Genomic DNA, 23,791 nt, shown 5'->3' on the forward strand with positions numbered 1-23,791 from the left:
ACGTTTCTGGGTGATTTTGTTAAGTTATCTGCATTAAAATAGAATGTTTATAAATAATATTCTCTTGAAATTAATGAAATGCTAAATATTTTTTAATTAGGTTGAGATTGATTAAATTTGTGCCACTTAAAAATAAAACTAATAATAACATAACTTATTCATATTATGGCTTTTGATAATGAGATGGGTGTTTATAAAGATTACATCAAAGAAATTGAAGAACGTAAAGTTCAGGGGCTTAACCCAAAGCCAATTGATGGAGCTGAATTATTAAGCGAAATCATTGCTCAAATTAAGGATTTAGAAAGTCCACATCGTGAAGATTCTCTTAAGTTTTTTATCTACAATACTTTGCCGGGAACCACAAGTGCTGCTGGCGAAAAAGCTAAGTTTTTAAAGGAGATCATTCTGGGCGAATCAGTTGTAAAAGAGATCACGCCTGCTTTTGCTTTTGAGTTGTTGTCGCATATGAAAGGTGGTCCTTCAATTGAAGTATTGCTTGATTTAGCATTAGGTAATGATGCTTCTATTGCAAAAGAAGCGGCTAACGTTCTTAAAACACAAGTTTACCTTTATGATGCAGATACTGACCGTTTAAAGAAAGCATTCGAAAGCGGTAACGCAATCGCAAATGAGATTCTTGAAAGTTATGCTAAGGCTGAGTTTTTTACGAAGCTTCCGGCAGTAGCTGAAGAAATCAAAGTAGTTACTTTTATTGCCGGAGAAGGCGATATTTCAACGGATTTACTTTCGCCAGGTAACCAGGCTCACTCTCGTTCAGATCGTGAACTTCATGGTAAATGTATGATTACTCCTCAAGCACAAGAGGAAATCAAAGCTTTGCAGGCACAACATCCTGATAAATCTGTGATGTTGATTGCTGAAAAAGGGACAATGGGTGTAGGCTCGTCAAGAATGTCAGGAGTAAACAACGTGGCGCTTTGGACTGGTAAACAAGCTAGCCCTTACGTTCCGTTTGTTAATATTGCTCCAATTGTTGGTGGTACAAACGGTATTTCTCCAATTTTCCTAACTACAGTTGATGTTACCGGTGGTATTGGTCTTGACCTTAAAAACTGGGTGAAAAAGGCAGATGAAAATGGTAATGTGGTTCGTAATGAAAATGGAGAGCCAATTTTAGAAGAAGCCTATTCTGTAGCGACAGGAACTGTTCTTACAATCAATACGAAAACAAAGAAACTATATAACGGAGAGCAAGAGCTGATGGATATTTCTAAAGCTTTTACACCACAAAAAATGGAATTTATCAAAGCGGGTGGATCATATGCAATCGTATTTGGTAAAAAAATCCAAACATTTGCTGCGAAAACCTTAGGAATTGAAGCTCCTGTTGTATTTGCTCCGTCAAAAGAAATTTCTCACGAAGGACAAGGTCTTACAGCGGTAGAAAAAATCTTTAACAGAAATGCTGTTGGAACGACTCCAGGGAAAGTGCTACATGCCGGTTCTGATGTTCGCGTAGAAGTTAATATTGTAGGTTCACAAGACACGACTGGTCTTATGACTGCTCAGGAATTGGAATCTATGGCAGCAACTGTTATTTCGCCAATCGTTGATGGTGCTTACCAATCAGGTTGCCATACAGCTTCAGTATGGGATAAAAAAGCCCAGGCAAACATTCCGAAATTGATGAAGTTCATGAATGATTTCGGTTTAATCACTGCCCGTGACCCGAAAGGTGTTTATCATTCAATGACCGATGTTATTCATAAAGTTCTTAACGATATTACTATTGATGAGTGGGCTATCATTATTGGTGGTGACTCTCATACAAGAATGTCTAAAGGTGTTGCTTTTGGTGCCGACTCAGGGACAGTTGCTCTTGCATTGGCTACCGGGGAAGCTTCAATGCCAATTCCGGAATCAGTGAAAGTTACTTTCAAAGGAGGTATGAAATCTTATATGGATTTCCGTGATGTAGTTCATGCTACTCAATCGCAAATGCTTAAGCAGTTTGGTGGAGAAAATGTATTCCAAGGTAGAATCATTGAGGTTCATATTGGAACACTTACTGCTGACCAGGCATTTACATTTACTGACTGGACTGCAGAAATGAAAGCAAAAGCTTCTATCTGTATTTCTGAAGATGCTACTTTAATTGAATCATTAGAGATTGCAAAAGGAAGAATTCAGATCATGATCGACAAAGGCATGGATAATGCTAAACAAGTGTTGAAAGGATTAATCAATAAAGCTGATAAGAGAATTGCTGAGATTAAATCAGGCGAGAAGCCAGCTTTAACTCCGGATGCAAATGCTAAATATTACGCTGAAGTTATTATTGATCTGGATCAAATTGCTGAGCCAATGATCGCTGACCCAGATGTGAATAATGCTGATGTTTCTAAGCGATACACTCACGATACAATCAGACCGCTTTCTTTCTATGGAGGAACGAAAAAAGTAGATCTTGGATTTATCGGTTCTTGTATGGTTCATAAAGGTGATATGAAAATCCTTGCTCAAATGCTTAAAAATGTAGAAGCGCAAAAAGGTAAGGTTGAATTTAATGCTCCTCTTGTAGTAGCGCCGCCTACTTATAATATCGTTGATGAATTGAAAGCTGAAGGAGACTGGGAAGTTTTACAGAGATACTCTGGTTTCGAATTCAATGATAATGATCCTAAATCTGCAGCACGTACCGAATACGAAAACATGTTGTATTTAGAGCGTCCGGGATGTAACCTTTGTATGGGTAACCAGGAAAAAGCGGCTAAAGGAGATACTGTAATGGCAACTTCTACGCGTCTTTTCCAAGGAAGAGTTGTTGAAGATTCTGCTGAGAAAAAAGGAGAATCATTGCTTTCATCTACACCAGTTGTAGTGTTGTCTACAATTCTTGGTAGAACCCCTACAATAGCTGAATATACAGCTGCTGTGGAAGGTATTAACCTGACTAAGTTCGCGCCGCCTCACAAGCAGTTAGTTAAATAATTGCATGATTCGTTAATCATATAAAAAAGCCTAAGTTTATTGACTTAGGCTTTTTTTATATATCATCTATTTTTTGTATATTGTGATGTTTAAAATAAATAATATTAACAATTATACTTAAATATTATGGCTTTTGATATTGAAATGATTGAAAAAGTGTACGCGAATATGGCTTCCCGTGTGGATAAAGCACGTGAGTTGGTTGGTCGTCCGCTTACCTTATCTGAAAAGATTCTATATTCCCACCTTTGGGAAGGAACTCCTTCTCATGCTTTCACAAGAGGAAAAGATTATGTTGATTTCGCGCCGGACAGAGTAGCATGTCAGGATGCAACAGCTCAGATGGCTTTGTTGCAGTTCATGCACGCCGGAAAAAATAAAGTTGCTGTTCCGACAACAGTGCACTGTGACCACTTGATCCAGGCTAAAGTTGGTGCTAAAACCGATTTGGAGGTTGCAAACACACAATCAAAAGAAGTTTTTGATTTCCTTTCTTCGGTTTCTAACAAATACGGAATCGGATTCTGGAAACCGGGATCAGGTATCATTCACCAAATCGTATTGGAAAACTATGCATTCCCCGGAGGCATGATGATCGGTACCGACTCTCACACTGTTAATGCAGGAGGTTTAGGTATGTTGGCAATCGGTGTTGGTGGAGCTGATGCGGTAGACGTAATGTCAGGCATGTCCTGGGAGTTAAAATTTCCTAAATTAATCGGAGTTAAATTAACTGGTAAATTAAGCGGCTGGACAGCTCCAAAAGATGTGATTTTAAAAGTGGCTGATATCTTAACTGTAAAAGGTGGTACAGGTGCTATCGTAGAATACTTCGGCGAAGGTGCTGAGTCCATGTCATGTACCGGTAAAGGAACAATCTGTAACATGGGCGCGGAAATCGGCGCTACAACTTCTACTTTCGGTTACGATGATTCTATGAGAAGATATTTAGCCGCTACAGGTCGTCAGGCAGTGGTGAACGCAGCTGATAAAGTGGCGTCTTATTTAACTGCTGATGCTGAGGTTTATGCTAACCCCGAGAAATATTTTGATCAATTAATTGAAATCAATTTGTCAGAATTGGAACCACACATCAACGGACCTTTCACTCCGGACAGAGGTACTCCTGTTTCTCAGATGAAAGCAGAAGCGGCAGCTAACGGATGGCCGATAAAAGTAGAGTGGGGATTAATTGGTTCTTGTACAAACTCTTCTTATGAAGATATGTCAAGAGCTGCTTCTATCGTGGAACAAGCGGTAGCGCACGGAATTACCCCTAAAGCCGAATTCGGAATTAATCCGGGTTCTGAACAAATTCGTTACACTATCGAAAGAGACGGCATTATCGCTACTTTCGAGAAATTGGGAACAAAAGTGTTTACCAATGCCTGCGGACCATGTATCGGACAATGGGACAGAGAAGGTGCTGACAAACAAGAGAAAAACACTATCGTGCATTCATTTAACCGTAACTTCTCTAAGAGGGCAGACGGTAACCCGAATACACACGCATTTGTAACATCTCCAGAAATGGTTGCTGCCATAGCAATTTCAGGTCGTTTGGATTTCAATCCAATTACGGATTCTTTAATCAATGATAAAGGTGAAGAAGTGAAATTGGTTGCTCCAACAGGAGATGAATTGCCAAAAAGAGGTTTTGATGTAGAGGATGCAGGATTCCAGGCGCCGGCAGCTGACGGTTCTTCTGTGGAAGTGGTAGTATCTCCGACATCAGATCGTTTACAATTATTGGCTCCGTTCACGCCTTGGGACGGTAAAAACATTACAGGTGCTAAATTATTAATCAAAGCATTCGGAAAATGTACTACAGACCACATCTCTATGGCTGGTCCTTGGTTGCGTTTTCGAGGGCACTTGGATAATATTTCAAATAACATGCTAATTGGCGCTGAGAATGCTTTCAACGGAAGAGCAAACGCTGTTAAAAATCAATTAACAGGTGAGTATGCGGAAGTTCCTGCAGTTCAGAGAGCTTACAAAGCCGCAGGAGTTTCTTCTGTTGTTGTGGGTGACCACAATTACGGTGAAGGTTCTTCCCGTGAACATGCTGCTATGGAGCCACGTTTCTTAGGGGTTAAGGCAGTATTAGTAAAATCATTTGCACGTATCCATGAAACAAACCTTAAAAAACAAGGTATGTTAGCCTTGACGTTTGCTAACGAAACGGATTACGATAAGATTCAGGAAGATGATACCATCAACTTCTTAGATTTAACGGAATTTGCTCCTGGAAAACCATTGACTTTAGAGTTTGTGCATACTGATGGTTCTAAAGATGTAATTATGGCAAACCACACTTACAACGAAGGTCAGATTGGCTGGTTTGTTGCAGGTTCTGCGTTAAACTTAATTGCGGCTGGTAAAGCTTAATACTATTAAAATTATATTAAAAACGCTCCCATTAGGGGGCGTTTTTTTGTTGGTAGCAATGGTATTTCTATATTTACACCTTAAACTTGTATTAAGTCATAAAATGAAGAAAATAATTGTAATTGGTGTAATTCTTATAGGAATAGTCGGATTTTTAAATAGTGATAAAATTAAGGATGCGCTTTTTGGGTCAGATTTACCGGAGCCTACAAGTATAGCTTTTGAAAAGCAAATGCCGTTGTTTTCTTATAATTGGAACCTGATCGGTACATCAGGAACGATGATTTCCTTCGTGGAATACATGAATCGAGATGTAATTATTAACTATTGGTCACCGAATGTGCCTGAATCGGTAGAAGAACTAAAAGTCTGGTCGAAATTGTATGAAGATTATAAAAACGATGTCTTCTTTATTTTTGTTACTAATGATTCGCAAGCGGATGTGAATAAGTTCCTGAAAGATACCGGATATCTTTTTCCGTTTTATTATTCTGGCAGTTCGCCATTGAAGTCAATTATCCTGGATAAGGCTCCAAAAACCTATTTGATTACCAAAAAAGGAAGAATAGTCGTTGACCATGCAGGAGCAGCTAATTGGAATTCTGATGATTTCAGAAAAGTTCTTGATGGTGTGATAAAGAAAAAGGATTAAAAATAATTCCCCAAGAATTACGTTTACCTTAAAAAACTATCCCCAGAATTTTAATCCCCATCTCAATGAAATTATTAAAATCCCTTTCTTTTCTTTTTCTGTTCATGTCTGCTTCTGTTTTTGCTCAAAAAACAATCAGCCACAAGGTAGTTAGCGGAGAGTCTGTTTACAGCATTGCCAAAAAATACGATGTGTCAGAAGAAGAAATTTTCGATTTAAACCCAAAAGCTAAAGGGTTGTTGCAATTGGATATGGTGCTTTACATCCCAAAAAATTCCAAGAAGAAAACGGATGAGAAGAAAGCTAAATTTATTCCCAAAGGGTCATCACATAAAGTAGAATCAGGTGAATCGTTATACACCATTGCTAAAAAATATGATACTTCGGTAGAAAAGCTTAAAGATGCCAATCCGCAATTGGAATCTGATAATCTGCAATTAGGAGAGATTCTCGCTTTGCCGAAAGGGATTGCAAAACATGATGATGAAAAACTCTCAAAAACTGAAAGAAAGAAAATCGATAAACTTCAAAAAAAGCTGCAAAAACATAGTGTAGCTTCTGGAGAATCGTTTTATGTGATTGCGAAAAAGTACAATATTTCTGTTGAAGAATTGAAAATAGTTAATCCGCAAATCGAAAATGACAAGTTGGACGTTAAAGATGTAGTATTCATTCCAGGTACAGAAGAAATAGCAGTAAAAGAAAAGAAGGGTAGAGAAGAGAAAAAGAAAGAAAGAGAAAGCAACAGAATTGAAAACACAGAGGAGAAGACAAATAATGTAGATCCTGTTGTTTCAGTAGTTCATGAGGTGTCGCCTAAGGAAACGAAGTACGGTATCTCAAAACGCTACGGTATATCCATTGCAGAGTTAGAAAAGCTTAATCCTCAAATTGTCAATGGTTTGGATGTGGGGCAAAAGTTAACGATAAAAGGTGCAGCTAAAGGCGATGAGGTCGTGACAACTAAAGAGGTTGTTGTGAGTAATGATACAAACGAAACTGCTTCAACTTCCACGACCGAAACTACGGAAGGAAAGTTGGAGGTGTTGCCATTGTCTGCAGATGTTGCAATGAAAGCCGATTTTCTAATTGAGAAAGCGTCGGAAAATTTAGGAGTGCGTTACCGAGGCGGAGGGACTGATAAAAATGGTTTTGATTGTTCCGGATTGATGTTTTCAACGTTTAAGAATATAGATATGACCTTGCCTAGATCATCATCAGATATGGCAGCCAATTCGGGAGTGAAAATTGATAAAAGCCAAGCCCAAAAAGGCGATTTGATTTTCTTTGCGACGCGAGGAAGATGGGTAGGCCATGTGGGAATGGTTACTGAGGTTTTGGATGACGAAATCAAGTTTATCCATTCATCTACCAGTTCAGGTGTGATAATTTCGTCCACCAAAGAACCATATTATGCAAAACGATTTGTTCAGATTAACCGAGTTCTGAATTAAATTCAGAAATTCTGTCGTTTGTGGTTTTTTTTGAATGATTTTAATTGTTAAATTTTTGTTAATAAAACAATAAAGCTTTGATAACATGTGATTTGAGTTTGTAAGTTAGTTTTGATAAAAACTTAATTTATGAAAAAAATCCTTTATTTTTTATTTGTTGCAGCTATGGTTTCCTGTGATACCGAAGAGTTGCAGAATGGAGTCAATGTAGAAAAGACTTCATCATCTAAATTAGCAGAAGTAACCGAATCTCTTAAAGTGATGAGTTACAATGTTTATCAGTTGCCTTCGATCATGCCGCAATATAAAAGCAGGGACCGTGCAGCAGCTTTATATACCTATGTTTCAAATTTAGGAGCGAATTCCCCTGATGTTTTGGTGATCGAAGAAGGTTTTAATACCAATTTCGGCAATGAATTTTTAGCCAAAATAAAAACACTCTATCCTTATGCAACTCCTTTACTGGGATTGTATTGTGGTTCCGGAGGAGGAACAAGTCTGTATCCCAACGATTGGAACAGCTATAGTGGCGCATGTGGCAATTCGATTTTCTATGTTAATGGAGGGACTATTATCCTAAGTAAGTATCCGATTTTAGCAAAACATCAATTGGTGTATGTAAACAAAATAAGTTCTTTGGAGGGGAATTCCAACAGAGGGGTAGCTTATGCGGTTATTAATAAAAATGGAAAGAAATTCCATGTTTTCGGAACGCATACTGCTTCAGAACAGCCTGGATATCCCGGAAGAGCAACCCGCGAAAAACAATTTGCTGAAATGCGCGCTTTCAAAAATAAATTCCATATCCCGGTTTCCGAGCCCGTTATTTATGCCGGCGATATGAATGTTGAATATACGTTGACTTCAGAATATGAGGGAATGAAAGGTATTTTGAATGCAAACGTGAATTATTATTTCGATCCTTTGACCATAAGGGGAACGTACTCCAATCAAAATACGGTGGTGCAATATCAAGGGTATACAGATTATAATAATACACTGGATTATATTTTGTACAGCAATGAGCATAAATTGCCGTACCAGGTCGCTCCAATGCAGCAGTTAATAGCTAAATATCCAAATTTAGGTGATGTTTCCGATCACGATCCGGTGCTGATTAACTATGTTTTCAAGTATTGATTTTTGTGTCTTGTTATTGATTTTTTATAAAACTCCTTTTACGAGGGAGTTTTTTTATGCCCATTGTTCTTTCTGAATCCGATACTCAAAATTCAGTTTTTCGGGTTCTCCATGATAAGCAACTTCTATTTCGCGGACTTTAACCGCGCCAAGCCGCTCAATGGCTTTTTGGGAGCGGATGTTGTGTGCACCAATGTGAAAATAAACCATGTCCACAAATTGAAAAGCATAATCCAACATTAGTTTTTTTACCATTGGATTAAAAGTTGATCCCCAATAATTTCTTCCGTAGAAAGTATAACCTATTAAAACGCTTCTTGTTTCCGGATCCAAATTATAAAAACGAGTACTGCCAATTACAGCGTTTGTTTTTTTATCGATAATGATAAAAGCGCCTTTTGAGACCAAAGCACCCTCGAAAAAGTTTTGAAAAACTTCTCTTTTGTATCGGTCTTTGTTGGGGTGTTGTTCCCAAATCAGTGGATCGGAAGCTACTTGGTATAAGGCTTCAAAATCATTTAACTGAAGCGGAATTAATTTCACGATTTCATTTTCCAGGATGGGTTGTAGGTTCATCAGTTTTCTTTTTTGGGATATAAAAGTCGAAAAGCATTGAATAATGCGGGATGGGTTACGGTAGCGTGATCCTCTTCCGGCAGATAATCGAAATAAACCTGAATGTTTTTGCTTTCGGAATTTTTGATCTTATCGTATAACAGATTGGCATCGACTTCCATTACATGATTGTCAAAAACCGGCCCAAGCCCTTCTTTTCCCACGCCTATATAAATGCTGGTTTTTTGAGAAAAACTAGCTTTTGAAATCAAAGGTTTTGTTTTTAAAAGCGCACCGTCGTTCCACCATAGGCTCGGACTGACAATTATGTACTTGTCAAAAAGAAGTGGTTTAGTAAAAAGGATTTCGGTTGCCAAGAGTCCACCTAAGGATTGACCGATAATGGTTTTTGAATCATTGGTTTTGTATTTCTTAGCTATAAACGGCTGAAGCTCATTTTCAATAAAAGAAATGAATTTCTCTGAACCTCCGGCAGTGGGAAACTGTTCTTTTGTTTCCGGAAAGGTTGATGGTGAGGTGAAATCCCTACGTCTGTCAGTATTGGCAATTCCAACAACAATGGATTGCGGAATGCGGTTAATCCACGAGAAGGTGTTGTATTGAATCAACCCGACTACGTGAATAAAATCTTCGTCAGCAGAACCGTCAAGAAGGTAAATTACCGGGTATTTGATGGTGTCTGTTTCTTTGTAGCCTTCCGGTAAATAGATGTTGAGCGTTCTCTTCTCGGATAATATTTTTGAATTAATCTGTTGGATCTCGCCTAAAACAAAAGGTTGGGGTTCGATGAGATTTTTTACCTTGCTTTTTTGGGCGGACGTTGTGATTACTTCGCATATCAGCATAAAAAACAATAAAGCTCTTTTCATGAATAAAGATTGATGATGATTTTCAAAAATAAAAAATCCGCCTCAATTTATTGAAGCGGATTTAAATTATAATTTCATTTCTGACTACTAGTAGTACATGTAACGTCTAACTTTAGAAATGTATTTCGCTAAACGGATAACTTGGTGGCTGTAACCGTACTCGTTATCATACCAGATGTAAAGTACAACGTTTTTACCGTCTGCAGCAACAATAGTAGCATTGCTGTCGTAGATAGCAGGAGCCGAAGTTCCTACAATATCAGAAGATACTAATTCGTTGTTCAATGAATATTTGATTTGCTCTACTAAATTACCTTCTAAAGCATAACGTTTCATGATAGCGTTGATATCATCTTTAGAAGTGTTTTTGCCTACTTCAAGATTTAAAACTACCAAAGATCCATTCGGTACCGGTACACGGATAGCGTTTGAAGTTAATTTTCCAGCTAAACTAGGCAATGCTTTTGCAACAGCGCTACCAGCTCCTGTTTCGGTGATAACCATGTTTAAACCTGCAGCTCTACCACGACGGTATTTTTTGTGCATGTTGTCCACAAGGTTTTGGTCATTTGTATAAGCGTGGATAGTCTCCAAGTGCCCTTTAACAACTCCTAAAGTTTCTTCGATAGCTGCTAAAACCGGTGTAATTGCGTTAGTTGTACAAGAAGCGGCAGAGTAGATTTTTACTTCATCCGGGTTGTAATCTTCGTGGTTCACACCATAAACGATGTTTGGAACACCTTTGCCTGGAGCCGTTAATAATACTTTGTCAACTCCTTTAGAAGTCAGGTGACGGCTTAATGCTTCTTCAGTTGTGAACGCACCTGTGTTGTCAATCACTAAAGCATCATTGATTCCGTATTTTGTATAATCAATTTCTTCAGGAGAATTTGCAGTGATGATATGAACTGTAGAACCGTTGATGATCAAAGCGTTGTTTTCTACATCAGCAGTAACAGATCCTTCGAAGTCACCGTGAACTGAGTCATAACGTAATAAAGAAGCACGTTTTTCCAATAAAACAGCATCGTTTTTATCGCGGGTAACAATCGCTCTTAAACGTAATTGTTGTCCTTTTCCGATTTTCGACATCATTTCACGAGCCAATAAACGACCGATACGACCAAATCCGTACAATACCACATCTTTTGGTTTAATTTCAGAAGTGTCTTTAGCGTTTTTCAACTTGTCGATAACAAACGCTGTAGCGTCATTGTATTTGTCATCTTCTAGATGGTACTCGTATGTTAATTTACCAATGTCAATTCTTGATGGCGGTAAATCCAAAGCCTGGATAGCTCTGGCGATTTCCACAGAATCGAATACGTTGATTGGTTTTTGAACAAATTCAACCGCATATTCGTGCAGGTTGATAATGTCACTAACATTTCTGTCGATTAATTGGTTTCTGAAAAGTACCAACTCAATCGATTTGTCATACCATAAATCGCTGATAATCTTGATAAGTTCAACTCCAGCTCTTCTTCTGTCTGCCTGAAAAGCCAATTCTTTTTCGTATAAAACTGAATTGTCCATATATTAATGTGTGTTGTTTGAAATTGGTGCAAAATTATTGATTTTTAATCAGATTAAAGAAAATAATTTTGTGAAAAATTATATAAAAAAACCCGATCGCTTGATCGGGTTCAGTTAAAGGTTTCCCTGTTTATAATATCATTTCCAATTGTTTTCCGTTTTGGGTAATCAATACGACTCTGAATCTCTGGTTGTTTGTTTTGGAATTCAGAATTCTCGAAGCCTGATCCATCGATGTTATTTTATTTCCGTCAATACTTAGGATTATGCTTCCTTTTAAAATTTCTGCATATTCCAGGTATTCTTGATTAGTAACATCTTTGATTTTTATGCCTTCATTCAATTGGAAACGTTTTTTGTCCTGTGCGCTTAACTCTTCAAACTCAAAGCCTTTGTAATCAACATTGATCAGTTCTTTTTTAGTTAATTTTACGGGAACTGTTTTGTTTTCGTTGTTTCTAAGGATGCCTACCTGAACCACATCATTAGGTCGTTTGGTGTTGATATAGGATGTTAAGTCCGAAAAACTATTTACTGTCTGGTTGTCTAGTCTGATTATAATATCTCCTTTTTTCAATCCAGCTTTTTCAGCTCCTGAGTTTTTTGAAACGGAGTTAACATAAAAACCTTGAGTTTGTTTGATGTCAAATTCTTTAGAAACCGCACTGTTCAGTTCCTGTCCTTCAACTCCCAAGGCCCCGCGCTGCACATTTCCGTATTCCATCAGGTCTTCGATTATTTTTCGGGTGATATTTGAGGGAACCGCAAAGGAATAACCGGTATAACTTCCCGTTGGCGACGAAATCATGGTGTTGATTCCAACTAATTCTCCTCGGGTGTTAACTAGAGCGCCTCCACTGTTTCCGGGATTTACTGCTGCATCGGTTTGTATGAAGGATTGGATGCCGGTATTGCTCAAATCTCTGGCCTTAGCCGAAACGATTCCAGCAGTGACGGTTGAATTTAGGTTGTAAGGATTTCCAACAGCCAGGACCCATTCGCCAATTCTCATGTTGTCTGAGTTTCCGAATGTCGCGTAAGGCAGTTTCTCATCGGCATCAACCTTTAATAAGGCAATGTCCATCTTACTGTCTGTGCCTATTAATTTCGCTTTGTATGATTTGTTGTTGTTCAGGGTGACTTCTAATTCGGTAGCGTTCTGAATCACATGATTGTTTGTTACGATATAACCGTCTTGGGAAATAATTACGCCCGAACCGGTTCCTATCTGTGTTTGCTGCTGTCCTCCGCGGTAACCATAGAAATATTCCATGATTGGATTTGTAGGTACTTCCGAAACGGAAACGTTTTTTACGTGCACCACATAATGAACTGCGCTTTCTGCAGCAGAAGTTAAATCACTGTTCTCGGTTCCGCCCAGGTTTACGTTTCTTGCATAATTGTCTGAAGCGACCGATAATTTGCTTCCGAAGCCGTTATTCGGTTCGAAGAATAATTTGTATGCGCCAAGCGTTATAGTTCCGCTTAACAGAGATACGATCAATAAGCTTGAAAATTTATTCATAGTGTTGAGAAATATTTATTTAACAGTAAAATTAGATATTTCGTTAATTCGAAAAAATGCTTTAACTACGGTTTAACAATCTTTAACTTGCCTTTAATATTCGTTTTTATTCGTATTTTTGCTACTTATTTGAAAGTCAGATGAATTACATATTTTACAAATATCAAGGAACGGGTAACGATTTTGTCATGATTGATAATCGTGATTTACATTTCCCCAAAAATGATACCAAATTAGTCGAAAAATTATGCGACAGACGATTTGGCATAGGTGCGGACGGACTTATTTTATTAGAGAATGATCCGTCGACCGATTTCAGAATGGTTTATTATAATTCCGATGGAAATGAGAGCTCAATGTGTGGAAACGGTGGGCGTTGTCTGGTAGCATTTGCCAAGCAACTAGGAATTATTGATAATGAAACTACATTTATAGCTACCGATGGTCTTCATTATGCAACTATTAATGAAGAAGGCATTGTTTCGCTTCAGATGAAAGATGTGGATGAAGTTCAGGAACATGGAAATCATGTTTTTCTAAATACTGGATCGCCACATCACGTTCAGATGGTGGAGGATTTGCATATTTTCGACGTTCAGAACGAAGGGGCAAAAATCCGATACGGGGCATTGTATGGAAAAGCCGGGAGTAATGTGAACTTTGTTTCGCAAACCGGTGAAAATACTTTTAGATTGCGTACTTACGAGCGCGGCGTTGAAGGTGAAACCTTGTCGTGCGGTACAGGAGCTACTGCGGTGGCTATTGCAATGAAATCGACTGGAAAAACCGATAGTTCATTAATAGAATTGCAGGTAGAAGGAGGAATTCTTGAAGTTTCCTTTGTAGAGAAAAACGGATTTTTTACCCATGTTTTCCTGAAAGGCCCTGCGAATTTTGTTTTTAAAGGCGTAGTTTCGGTAGGATAGAAGAGGAAGAAAGAGATAAGGAAAAAGAGATAAGGGAGAAGAGAGAAGAGGCAAGGTGGAGATTTTTTTTTTTAATCAGTAATCCTATATCAAACAATCCAAAATCCAATAATATAAAAATCTAAGAAGTCTAAAAATCTAAGAAATCTGAATTGATTACACTCAAAGGAAATATCGTTTACCTTCGTGCGCTTGAGCCGGAAGATCTGGAATTCGTCTATGCAATAGAAAACGATGAGTCAATCTGGGAAATGAGCAATACGCAGACGCCTTACAGTCGTTTTCTAATACGACAGTATCTGGAGAATGCGCATCAGGATATTTACGAGGCAAAACAGCTTCGCTTGGCCATCTGTAAAAATGATGATTCCGAAGCTATTGGCCTGATTGATTTATTTGATTTTGATCCGAGAAACCAACGCGCAGGGGTAGGGATCGTGATTAAAGACCATGAGCATCGTAGTTTAGGTTTTGGAAAAGAGTCGCTGGAATTACTGATTAATTATTGTTTCGAACAATTGCAGCTTCATCAGCTGTATGCAAATATTGGTACGGAAAATACACCAAGTATCAACCTTTTTACTAATTTTGGCTTCCAATGCATAGGTATTAAAAAAGACTGGAACCGTATTAGAAATAGTTATGAAGATGAAGGTCTTTATCAGTTAATTAACCCAACAAATAAATAAAATAAATAAAGTTTTGAATCCGAAAAGAATTGTGCCGATTGTGTCGGTTGCTATCTTGATTGTGGCAACTGTTGTAGGGGTTGTTTATTATTTAAAAGCATTTACAGCCAACACGAAATTTAACGAAAATGAAATGTTTGTTTATGTTCCGACGAATTCCACTTATGAAGATGTAAAGAAAATTATATCGCCGTATGTGGAAAATATGGAGAAATTTACCTTTGTAGCAGAACAGCGTGGGTATAATGCCAATGTGAATCCAGGGAAATTTTTGCTGACAAAAGGGATGAGCAGTTTTAGTATAGTTTCGTCGTTGCGTCACAATGTACCGGTAAAACTGGCTTTCAATAATCAGGAATCATTGGGTAAACTGGTACAACGCTTATCTTCTCAGATTGAGCCGGATAGCACAACGCTTACAAAAGTATTTACGGATTCTGTTTTTATGGCAGAAAACGGATTCACTAAAGAATCGATACTGGCAATGTTTATTCCAAATACGTATGAGTTTTATTGGAATGTAAGTCCGATTAAAGTACGTGATAAACTGGCAAAAGAATACAGAAGGTTTTGGAACGAAGAGCGCCAGGCAAAAGCAAAAGCGTTAAATTTAACCCCTGTTCAGGTTTCAACTCTTGCGGCTATTGTGCACAAAGAAACAGCTAAAGTTGATGAAAGACCACGAGTAGCAGGAGTATATTTGAATCGTTTGAAAAAAGACATGCCTTTACAGGCGGATCCGACCGTAATTTACGCGGTTAAGGAACGAGAAGGGGATTTTGATACAATAATTAAAAGAGTGATGTATAACGATTTGAAAATCAACTCACCTTATAATACCTATATTCATACGGGATTGCCACCAGGACCAATCGCTATGCCTGATATTTCGGCAATTGATGCCGTGCTTAATGCAGAAAAGCATAACTACGAATATTTCTGCGCCAGCGTAGAGCGTTTTGGTTATCATGAGTTTGCAGAAACCTATGAACAACATCAGGTAATTGCAAAAAAATATGCTGAATGGGTTGCTAAACAAGGGTATCAGCGTTAATTTTTGAGAAGAAAATTGCAAATAATTATAAAAGGGTCGCAAGCATTTTTTGGTAGAAAGGTGCTTGCGATTCTTTTTGTATTGATAATATTTCCGGTTTATTCCCAATCTAAATTTGAAGCGTTTTTAACTCCCTCGGATACTTTAAATGTCAAGAGAAGAAATACGGTTTATATTTCTGAAGCCGGCTTTTTGGGTGTGACCTTAATAGGTCTTAACCAATTATGGTATAAGGATTACCCTAAATCGTCCTTTCATTTTATTAACGATAATAATGAATGGCTGCAAATGGATAAGGCTGGTCATTTGTATACGACGTATCACATGGGGCGTTTTGGAGCAGAAGCTTTGGCCTGGAGTGGCGCGGATAAAAAACATCAATTAATTTATGGGGCAACCGTCGGTTTTGCATTTATGACAGTTGTGGAGGTTTTCGATGGTTTTTCAGCTGAATGGGGTGCTTCCTGGGGTGATGTGGTTGCTAATGCGGCCGGAACGGGTTTGTATGTTTCTCAGGAATTACTTTGGAAGGAGCAACGAATGATGCCAAAATTTTCATTTCATACCACAGAATATGCAGCAATGCGTCCGAATACTTTAGGCAGCAGTTTGAATGAGCAGATTCTAAAAGATTATAATGGACAAACCTATTGGTTATCTGTTAATCTGCATAGTTTTTTTAAGGAAAGCAAAATACCGAAATGGTTTAATGTTGCCTTAGGTTATGGTGCTGATGGCATGTTGTATGGTGATAGTGAATCCGTCCCTGCTGACATTGAATCACAAAATAAACGGACACGTCAATTTTATCTTAGTGTGGATGTGGATTTAACCCGAATCAAAACCAAGTCTCCGGTTTTGCGAACACTCTTCTCGGTTTTCAATACTATTAAAGTGCCGGCTCCAACTTTGGAATTGGATCAATATGGTGATGTAAAAGGCTACTTTATTTATTTTTAACAAACTTTAACTGCCTGATTCTTAAGAGCATAGATTAATAGTGTACCTTTGCATCAAGTAATTTCATACTGGTGACAGCGGATGAGAAAATTTAATTTATGATAAAAAAATGGACGTATTTTTCGGGGTTAATAGTTTTGATTACTTTGATAAGTTCGGGTTTTAAAGCCTTTGAGCCTGAAAAATTAGAAGGTTTCCACGTTGAAAATGATGAGGTGATTACTTATCTGGTTTCTACTAAAGAAGAAAACGAAAAAGTTAATTTCAATTTTCCTTTCACTGGGAAGTCTTTCGTCGGTTTCAAACAGGCGGTTGCAATTAAGGAGTCCTCAGGGCTTTATGGTTTGGTGAATTCTTTTGGATACATGGGTAAATATCAATTTGGTAAAAGTACACTTCGTATGATAGGGATTCATAATACTGCTGATTTTTTGAAGAATCCGGCCTTACAGGAAAAAGCGTTTAAGGCATTACTTTCTTTAAATAAATGGGAACTGAGGGACGAGATAAGGCGTTACGAAGGCAGAATTATCAACGGTGTAAAAATTACGGAATCAGGATTGTTGGCGGCAGCCCACTTGGGCGGAGCCGGTTCAGTGAGAAGTTATTTGCGTTCGAATGGACGGGACGGCTTTAGCGACGGATTCGGAACTTCCCTGAAAAGCTACATTAAAAAGTTTGGAGGATATGATACCACAAACATCATTGCCAGCGCTGATGTAAAAGTAAAGATGAAGTAAAAGATTAATTCATTTTGTGAATTATAAAAATGCAAGGTCGGTTATGTAAATCGACCTTGTTTTTTTTCCATTGATTTACCGATTGCGTTTTAATGAATTCTGTTGGAAGGGTGATATCACAGGCAACACACAAAAGCGTGTTTGGCTGTAAAATCTGAAGTAAATCTTCCAGGAATTTATTGTTGCGGTAAGGTGTTTCAATAAATAATTGGCTTTGGTTTTTATCGTGAGATAATTTTTCCAGATTTTTTATTGCTGTTTTTTTATCCGATTTGTCAATCGGTAGGTAGCCGTTGAAGGCAAAACTCTGTCCGTTCATTCCTGAAGCCATCATGGCTAATAAGATAGAAGAAGGGCCAACCAAAGGTACTACCTGAATTCCTTTTTCATGTGCCAGTTTTACTATCACTGCACCAGGATCGGCAACTCCGGGGCAACCGGCTTCGCTCATTAATCCCATGTTTTTTCCTTCCAAAAGCGGTTTTATGAATTCATTATGCTCGGAAACATCGGTGTGTTTGTTTAAGGAGAAAAGTTTTAATTCGGGTTGTTTCTTTTCAGGATGAACGCTTTTTATGAAACGACGTGCCGTTTTTTCGTTTTCAACAATATAGTGATCTATGAAATCAATGGTTCTCTTAATGGTGTGTGGCAGAACCTCCTCAGGGTTCATTTCGCCCAAGGTGGTCGGAATCAAATATAATTTTCCAAAAAGAGTACTTGCTTTCATTAGTGTTTGGCTTTAAGTTTTTCGGCGATAATTTCACAGGCTTCATTAAGCAGCATGAAAACATGTTCAAATCCGCTTTCTCCTCCATAATAAGGATCTGGAACATCTACATTTTCCCCCGGAAAAAGCTCATCCAAAATCATGATTACTTTTGATTTTGCTTCAGTGCTAGGTGCTAAAGCAATAACGTCCTGATAATTAGAGATGTCCATTACGTAGATGTAGTCAAAGTTGTCGAAATCCGACTTTTTGATTTGTCTTCCCCGTTGATTTGTAATGTCAAGACCTTTGTTTTTGGCAATCAGAACAGAACGCTTGTCGGGTTCCTGGCCGACATGCCAACTGCCGGTTCCTGCAGAATCTACTAAAAAATGCTCTTTAGGGAGTTTTGATTGTAAAATTCCTTCTGCTAAAGGAGAACGGCAAATGTTTCCTAGGCAGACCATTAAAATTTTAACGGGCATATTATAACGATAACTTTTTATGGATGTCGTCTACGTATTTTTTGAACTGCTTGTCTGTTGAGACCAAATTGTCTACAGTCTTACAGGCGTGTAAAACGGTAGCATGATCTCGTGATCCAATTTGTGATCCAATATTTGCCAAAGAAGCTTTGGTGAATTTTTTAGCAAAAAACATAGCCAATTGACGTGCCTGAACCACATCGCGTTTTCTGGTTTTCGACTGTAATGTTTCTACATCAATTTGGAAATAATCGGAAACGATTTTCTGGATGTAATCGATGGAAACTTCGCGTTTTACGTTCTTTACGAATTTCTCAACTACTTGTTTTGCTAACTCAATAGTTACTTCACGGTGGTTGAAAGAAGACTGGGCAATCAATGAAATGATAGCGCCTTCCAGCTCACGAACGTTTGATTTGATGTTTTTGGCAACATATTCGATGATGTCATCCGGCATTTGAACACCGTCACGGTACAAAATGTTTTTCAGGATGGAAACTCTTGTTTCATAATCCGGTTGGTGAATCTCAGCTGAAAGTCCCCATTTGAATCGTGATAACAAACGCTGCTCAATATCCTGCATATCCACAGGGGCCTTGTCGGAAGTAAGGATTACCTGTTTTCCGTTTTGGTGTAAGTAATTAAAGATGTGGAAGAAAACATCCTGCGTTCCTGCTTTTCCGGAAAGGAATTGCACGTCATCTATAATTAATACATCAATCAATTGATAGAAATGAATGAAGTCATTTCGTGTATTCTTTTTAACCGAGTCTATATATTGCTGGGTGAATACTTCAGCAGAAATATACAAAACGGTTTTTTCCGGGAATTTCTCTTTGATTTCAACACCGATGGCGTGAGCCAAGTGTGTTTTTCCTAAACCAACACCTCCAAAAATAAGGAATGGGTTAAAAGAAGTTCCTCCCGGCTTGTTGGCAACAGCCATACCGGCAGAACGGGCTAAACGGTTGGAATCACCTTCAAGGAAATTATCAAAACTGTAATTTGAATTCAGTTGCGATTCGATCTTTACATTTCGGATTCCTGGGATTACAAACGGGTTTTTTAATTCCGGATTTTTATTTTGGATGGGAACATCAATCTCCTGAGGTTTTACTGCAGGACGATTGTTACTCGGCAGCTGTTCCGTAAAAGGAAGTTTGTTGCCAAGTTTGTTCTCCATTTTGATTTTATAAAGTAACTTTGCGTTCGGTCCAAGCTCTTTAGTAAGAGCCACTTTTAATAATTTAACATAGTGTTCTTCCAGCCATTCGTAGAAGAATTTACTGGGAACTTGAATATATAATGCATTATCTGTAAGTTCAACAGCTCTGATAGGCTCGAACCAAGTCTTGTAGGCTTGGTCTTGAATGTTATCTTTTATAAAAGACAGACAGTTTTCCCATACCGATTGCGCAGTTGTACTCATATATTCAGGCATGTTTTTTATAATTTGTTGTTGGACAAAAAGTTATTTGTAGGTAAGCTTTTTTTGATTGGGAAGACAAATATGTGGACAAAATTTTTCAAAAAAAAATCATTTGCATATTGGTTTTAATAAAAAAAAATTGTAAGCCTTTTTTTGATGATATTTAGAATAAATTAAGATAAAAAACCGTATGAAAATACATCAGTTTCAAGTACGTGTCCGTTATGCTGAAACCGACCAGATGGGGGTAGTTTACCACGGAAATTATGCACAATATTTTGAGATGGGACGCGTGGAATGGCTCAGAAACCTTGGGGTTTCTTACAAATGGATGGAGGAGAACGGGGTTATGCTTCCGGTGGTTTCGCTTTCGATGAACTACAAAAAACCGGCACGTTATGATGACTTGCTGACAGTCAAGACTATCTTTAAAAAACAGACCTCAGTTAAGATAGAATTTGACTACGAAATTTACAACGAAATGGGTGAGTTATTAACAATTGGAAACTCAGTTTTGGTCTTTGTTGACATGAAAACAGGTCGTCCGGTTTTTCCTCCAAAATACATTACGGAAAGATTAGTGGATTTTGTGGAAAACTAAAAAAAAATGAAACCATTTTTTATTCTTTTTCAAGAATCTCCACTTCAAACAAATTTGAAAAAATGCCGAAAAAAATTTCGGCATTTTTTATGGGATTAAGCGAAGGTTTGTTCTTTCTTATTTTGATAAAAACTTACTAAAGCAAAAGCAAATACTATTCCTTGTAAAGGCATCATGTACCTTGCGCAATTTACGGGCCCTGTTATGAGAATGTGATAAGCCACTAGTAGGATTAAATACCAATACCTAGTGTTGAGTCTGTTTTTGAATACAAACGTCGAAAAATAAAACCATTTAAGAATATTGAGAAGAAATATCGGTATTAATAAAAGATATATAACGAAATATTTGTTGAAAAATATACTCTTTAAGGGTTTTCTGCCGTTTAGAGCTTCCAATAATCCCTGATTTCCATCTTCTTTTTTGAAAAAAGTCATCAAGTCGAATCGGCCAGGGTCAAGAGTGCCCCTAATTGCTGTGTAAAAATGATAAAAAGAATAACTGATGAAGTTGTCTTTTATTTCTTTCGTGGCTAATGCTTTCAGGTAAATGCTTTGCCCTTTAAAGGTTTCGTCCTTAAGCTTTTTACTGTAAACCTGTTTTCGCCATTGTTCTGCTTCGTCGACGGATTGTGTAGAGGATTTAAAATAGTAAAGGTTGTAATTGATTAAGTTGATGTTTTCAATTGAAGAGAAATGCCTGTATCCGGTTTTCGATTCGTTAAAATTAAGATATAGCTGCAAAATAATAATCGGGACAAACAGCCAAAAACTGAAGATTTTTTTTCGGAGGAAGTATATCCCAAAAAACAAAAAATTAATATAGATAAATGGGTAAAAGACGGGTTTGGTAAAAGCCAGCAAAACGGTCAGTATCTGGATGTATTTGAAGTTAGACGTGTTCCAATTTTGGATAAGCAGTAATAACAGAATATTTAAAAACAGCAATATCAGCCAATCTGCCATTATTAATTGAGTGTAAATGAATATCGAGGGGGTAAAAAGCAACAGGAATACTATTAATTTTTTAATAGGTATTCCCAGTTTCTTAAATATTTTAAAAAGAATCAGATTGTTCAGAATACCAAACAGACTTTGAATAAAAAGAATTACTACGGTTTTTAAATTATAAACGATGGCAAGAAACAGCGGATAAACAAATGGGCGTTTTGTCAATAAAAAACCATCTGTGTCATTGTCGAAATATTTAAAATCATAAATAATGCGGGCTACTTGCAGGTATTCATATGAATCGCTCAAAAAAAAAGAATCCGAAATCAGTCTGAAAATGTAAAAAACGATCAGTAACGAACAGGAAATGAAAAAGATTCTTTTTTCTGCCGTTTCAAATTCTGATAAATTGAAAAAATCAAAAAGTTTTTTTGTTTCCTGAAGCTTAATTTTTGTGCTCATGATAGGTTTCTTCGGTGTTGATGGCCCAAATGACGTCTTTTTCAAAAATGTTGTTCTTAATGTTCTCAACGGTTTTGATGGCAGTGAGCATCGAATGATCCTGATTGTTGTATTTGTGCATACCGTTTCGACCAATTAAGAAAAGGTTTTCAAAGGTATTGGTGAATTCTTTAACGGTGTCAAATTCAGAATAAGTCCCGAAATAGGCCGGATAGGTTTTAGGGACCTTAATGACCTTGGCGTCTTCAGCGTCTTCTTTTTTATTGATAAATCCTAAGGCAATCAGTTCGTTTGTGGCCAATTCTGTCAGGTCTTTGTCGGTCATGTTCCAAATTTCGTCTGTTGTGTTGCAGAAATACTCCAAACCAACCCATATTTTATTCGGATCGTTTACCATATACGGACTCCAATTGTTGAAAATCTGCAGTCGGCCAACTTTTACATAGCTTTCCTGTATGTAGATCCAATTGTCTTCCAGCTCAAAATTGATTTTATTGAGTAACAGTCCTACGGTTATGAAATCACGGTATAATAAACCTTCCGAAATGTTTTTTACGTCTTTCGGAATCTGATAATCTAATACTTTTATCAGTTCTTTTACAGGCATTGTCGAGATGCAGTAATCCAACGGAATATGTTCTTTTTCGCCGGTAAGTGTGTTTAGGATATCCACACCGGTTATTTTGTTTTCAGTGGTTCTTATAGAGGTAGCCCTACAATGTTGCTTAAGTATTCCGTTTTGCTGATGTATTTTTTCGGCTACAGTTTCCCACATTTGACCCGGTCCAAATTTGGGATATAAAAAATACTCAATCAAAGAAGTTTCCGTGTCTTTTTGACTGATGTTGTTTTTCTTGAGATGAAAGGTGTTTTTTAGGAAATTGACAATCGATTTGGTTATTGACAACCCCTTTATTCTCTGTGCTCCCCATTCGGCACTTATTTTGCTGCACGGAACGCCCCATACTTTTTCGGTATAATCCTTGAAAAAAGTTAAGTAAAGTCGTTCTCCAAAACGATTGATGAAAAATTGATCGAGTGTCTCCGGATTTTTTATGGGAAACAAAACGGCCCTGATGTAGCTGATCCCGATTAAAAAAGAATTGAATATCCCAAGGTTTTTAAGGGTTTCAAAGTTTAATCGGATGGGATAATCAAAAAAAGTCCTGTTGAAATAAATCCTTGATTTTCTTTTACGTATTAAAAGGACTTTATCTTTATCCTCGGGATTTTTTTTATGGTTGACGGATATCGATTTGTTTTGATTCTGATAGGTGATGGTTAGTTCATTAACTTCAGAATCAATCGGCAGGATGTCTTGCCACCATTCCATGATTTCGTCTGATTTTGAAAAAAAACGATGGCCTCCGATATCTATTCTGTTGCCATTATGTTCTTCGGTTCTTGAAATTCCACCCCAAAAAGCACTCATTTCAATTACTATAGGTGTAATGTCTGTATGTTTTAAGAATTCGTAAGCCGCAGTCAAACCCGCAGGGCCGCCTCCAATGATAAGTGCTGTTTTCTTTTTCAAAATTCGGTCAGAAATGGGTAAAATTTATTTATGATTTCAGAATAAACATGGTCTAGATGTTTAATAGAAATATTGATTATTGGCATCTAAAAAAGCTGTTTTGTATGAAAAAAAGTTCTTTTGATGCTTATTCCGACAAAAAAACAATTAAAAA

Annotated in this window: 20 protein-coding genes; 11 read left to right on the forward strand and 9 right to left on the reverse strand. The window is 37.5% G+C overall.

All coding sequences use genetic code 11. From position 1 onward, the window contains the following. Positions 1–183 precede the first annotated feature (183 nt). From FEDK69T_RS08000 to FEDK69T_RS08020, 5 genes are all read left to right on the forward strand, one after another. Positions 184–2,955 (forward strand): bifunctional aconitate hydratase 2/2-methylisocitrate dehydratase, encoded by a 2,772-nt coding sequence (locus FEDK69T_RS08000; protein ID WP_035630120.1) that lies wholly within the window; start codon positions 184–186, stop codon positions 2,953–2,955. Positions 2,956–3,081: 126 nt separating this feature from the next. Continuing rightward, the gene (locus FEDK69T_RS08005) at positions 3,082–5,346 is read left to right on the forward strand and encodes an aconitate hydratase (RefSeq protein ID WP_023573645.1); all 2,265 of its coding nucleotides are present in this window, start codon (positions 3,082–3,084) and stop codon (positions 5,344–5,346) included. Positions 5,347–5,449: 103 nt separating this feature from the next. Next, complete coding sequence (locus FEDK69T_RS08010) at positions 5,450–5,998, forward strand: TlpA family protein disulfide reductase (RefSeq protein ID WP_023573646.1); 549 nt, start codon at positions 5,450–5,452, stop codon at positions 5,996–5,998. A gap of 65 nt (positions 5,999–6,063) precedes the next feature. Further along, a complete protein-coding gene (locus FEDK69T_RS08015; protein ID WP_023573647.1) occupies positions 6,064–7,452 on the forward strand; it encodes a C40 family peptidase in 1,389 nt (462 codons plus the stop codon). Between the two features lie 129 nt (positions 7,453–7,581). Then, on the forward strand, positions 7,582–8,592 hold the full coding sequence (locus FEDK69T_RS08020; protein WP_023573648.1) for a sphingomyelin phosphodiesterase: 1,011 nt from the start codon (positions 7,582–7,584) through the stop codon (positions 8,590–8,592). A 54-nt stretch (positions 8,593–8,646) separates the two neighbouring features. On the opposite strand, the gene FEDK69T_RS08025 is transcribed toward FEDK69T_RS08020, so the two are convergent. The 4 genes from FEDK69T_RS08025 to FEDK69T_RS08040 all read right to left on the reverse strand — a co-directional run bounded on the left by FEDK69T_RS08025 (position 8,647) and on the right by FEDK69T_RS08040 (position 13,098). Continuing rightward, positions 8,647–9,168 (reverse strand): GNAT family N-acetyltransferase, encoded by a 522-nt coding sequence (locus FEDK69T_RS08025; protein ID WP_035629978.1) that lies wholly within the window; start codon positions 9,166–9,168, stop codon positions 8,647–8,649. Then, positions 9,168–10,037, reverse strand: a complete 870-nt coding sequence (locus FEDK69T_RS08030; RefSeq protein ID WP_023573650.1) for an alpha/beta hydrolase — start codon at positions 10,035–10,037, stop codon at positions 9,168–9,170. The genes FEDK69T_RS08025 and FEDK69T_RS08030 overlap by 1 nt, the downstream gene beginning before the upstream one ends. A gap of 87 nt (positions 10,038–10,124) precedes the next feature. Next, positions 10,125–11,573 (reverse strand): glyceraldehyde-3-phosphate dehydrogenase, encoded by a 1,449-nt coding sequence (locus FEDK69T_RS08035; RefSeq protein WP_023573651.1) that lies wholly within the window; start codon positions 11,571–11,573, stop codon positions 10,125–10,127. A 130-nt stretch (positions 11,574–11,703) separates the two neighbouring features. Further along, a complete protein-coding gene (locus FEDK69T_RS08040; RefSeq protein ID WP_035629976.1) occupies positions 11,704–13,098 on the reverse strand; it encodes a Do family serine endopeptidase in 1,395 nt (464 codons plus the stop codon). Between the two features lie 140 nt (positions 13,099–13,238). On the opposite strand from FEDK69T_RS08040, the gene dapF reads away from it, so the two are divergent. From dapF to FEDK69T_RS08065, 5 genes are all read left to right on the forward strand, one after another. Further along, positions 13,239–14,024, forward strand: coding sequence for a diaminopimelate epimerase (gene dapF / locus FEDK69T_RS08045; RefSeq protein ID WP_023573654.1), 786 nt, complete (start codon positions 13,239–13,241; stop codon positions 14,022–14,024). A 152-nt stretch (positions 14,025–14,176) separates the two neighbouring features. Continuing rightward, positions 14,177–14,713 (forward strand): GNAT family N-acetyltransferase, encoded by a 537-nt coding sequence (locus FEDK69T_RS08050; protein ID WP_023573655.1) that lies wholly within the window; start codon positions 14,177–14,179, stop codon positions 14,711–14,713. A 13-nt stretch (positions 14,714–14,726) separates the two neighbouring features. After that, the gene (gene mltG, locus FEDK69T_RS08055; protein WP_023573656.1) at positions 14,727–15,767 is read left to right on the forward strand and encodes an endolytic transglycosylase MltG; all 1,041 of its coding nucleotides are present in this window, start codon (positions 14,727–14,729) and stop codon (positions 15,765–15,767) included. Positions 15,768–15,782: 15 nt separating this feature from the next. After that, entirely contained in the window at positions 15,783–16,727 is a 945-nt protein-coding gene (locus tag FEDK69T_RS08060) for a DUF2279 domain-containing protein (protein WP_240473163.1), read from the forward strand. 98 nt (positions 16,728–16,825) lie between these two features. Continuing rightward, the gene (locus FEDK69T_RS08065; RefSeq protein ID WP_023573658.1) at positions 16,826–17,467 is read left to right on the forward strand and encodes a hypothetical protein; all 642 of its coding nucleotides are present in this window, start codon (positions 16,826–16,828) and stop codon (positions 17,465–17,467) included. A gap of 4 nt (positions 17,468–17,471) precedes the next feature. On the opposite strand, the gene FEDK69T_RS08070 is transcribed toward FEDK69T_RS08065, so the two are convergent. Genes FEDK69T_RS08070 through dnaA form a run of 3 tightly spaced genes read right to left on the reverse strand, consistent with a single transcriptional unit; the run spans position 17,472 to position 20,090 of the window. After that, positions 17,472–18,197 (reverse strand): SAM-dependent methyltransferase, encoded by a 726-nt coding sequence (locus FEDK69T_RS08070; protein WP_035629973.1) that lies wholly within the window; start codon positions 18,195–18,197, stop codon positions 17,472–17,474. Next, on the reverse strand, positions 18,197–18,661 hold the full coding sequence (locus FEDK69T_RS08075) for a low molecular weight protein-tyrosine-phosphatase (RefSeq protein WP_035629971.1): 465 nt from the start codon (positions 18,659–18,661) through the stop codon (positions 18,197–18,199). Before FEDK69T_RS08075 ends, FEDK69T_RS08070 begins: the two co-directional genes overlap by 1 nt. Position 18,662: 1 nt before the next feature. Further along, positions 18,663–20,090: a chromosomal replication initiator protein DnaA gene (dnaA, locus tag FEDK69T_RS08080; protein WP_035630113.1), complete on the reverse strand. Its 1,428-nt coding sequence runs from the start codon at positions 20,088–20,090 to the stop codon at positions 18,663–18,665. A gap of 190 nt (positions 20,091–20,280) precedes the next feature. Between dnaA and FEDK69T_RS08085 the strand changes: the two genes are divergently transcribed. After that, entirely contained in the window at positions 20,281–20,691 is a 411-nt protein-coding gene (locus FEDK69T_RS08085; RefSeq protein WP_023573662.1) for an acyl-CoA thioesterase, read from the forward strand. A gap of 95 nt (positions 20,692–20,786) precedes the next feature. On the opposite strand, the gene FEDK69T_RS08090 is transcribed toward FEDK69T_RS08085, so the two are convergent. Further along, positions 20,787–22,103 carry a hypothetical protein gene (locus FEDK69T_RS08090; protein ID WP_035629969.1) on the reverse strand — a complete coding sequence of 439 codons (1,317 nt, stop codon included), beginning with the start codon at positions 22,101–22,103 and terminating at the stop codon, positions 20,787–20,789. After that, entirely contained in the window at positions 22,087–23,637 is a 1,551-nt protein-coding gene (locus FEDK69T_RS08095; protein WP_023573663.1) for an NAD(P)/FAD-dependent oxidoreductase, read from the reverse strand. The genes FEDK69T_RS08090 and FEDK69T_RS08095 overlap by 17 nt, the downstream gene beginning before the upstream one ends. Positions 23,638–23,791 lie beyond the last annotated feature (154 nt).

The sequence above is a fragment of the Flavobacterium enshiense DK69 genome (assembly GCF_000498495.1).
Taxonomy (GTDB): Bacteria; Bacteroidota; Bacteroidia; order Flavobacteriales; family Flavobacteriaceae; genus Flavobacterium; species Flavobacterium enshiense.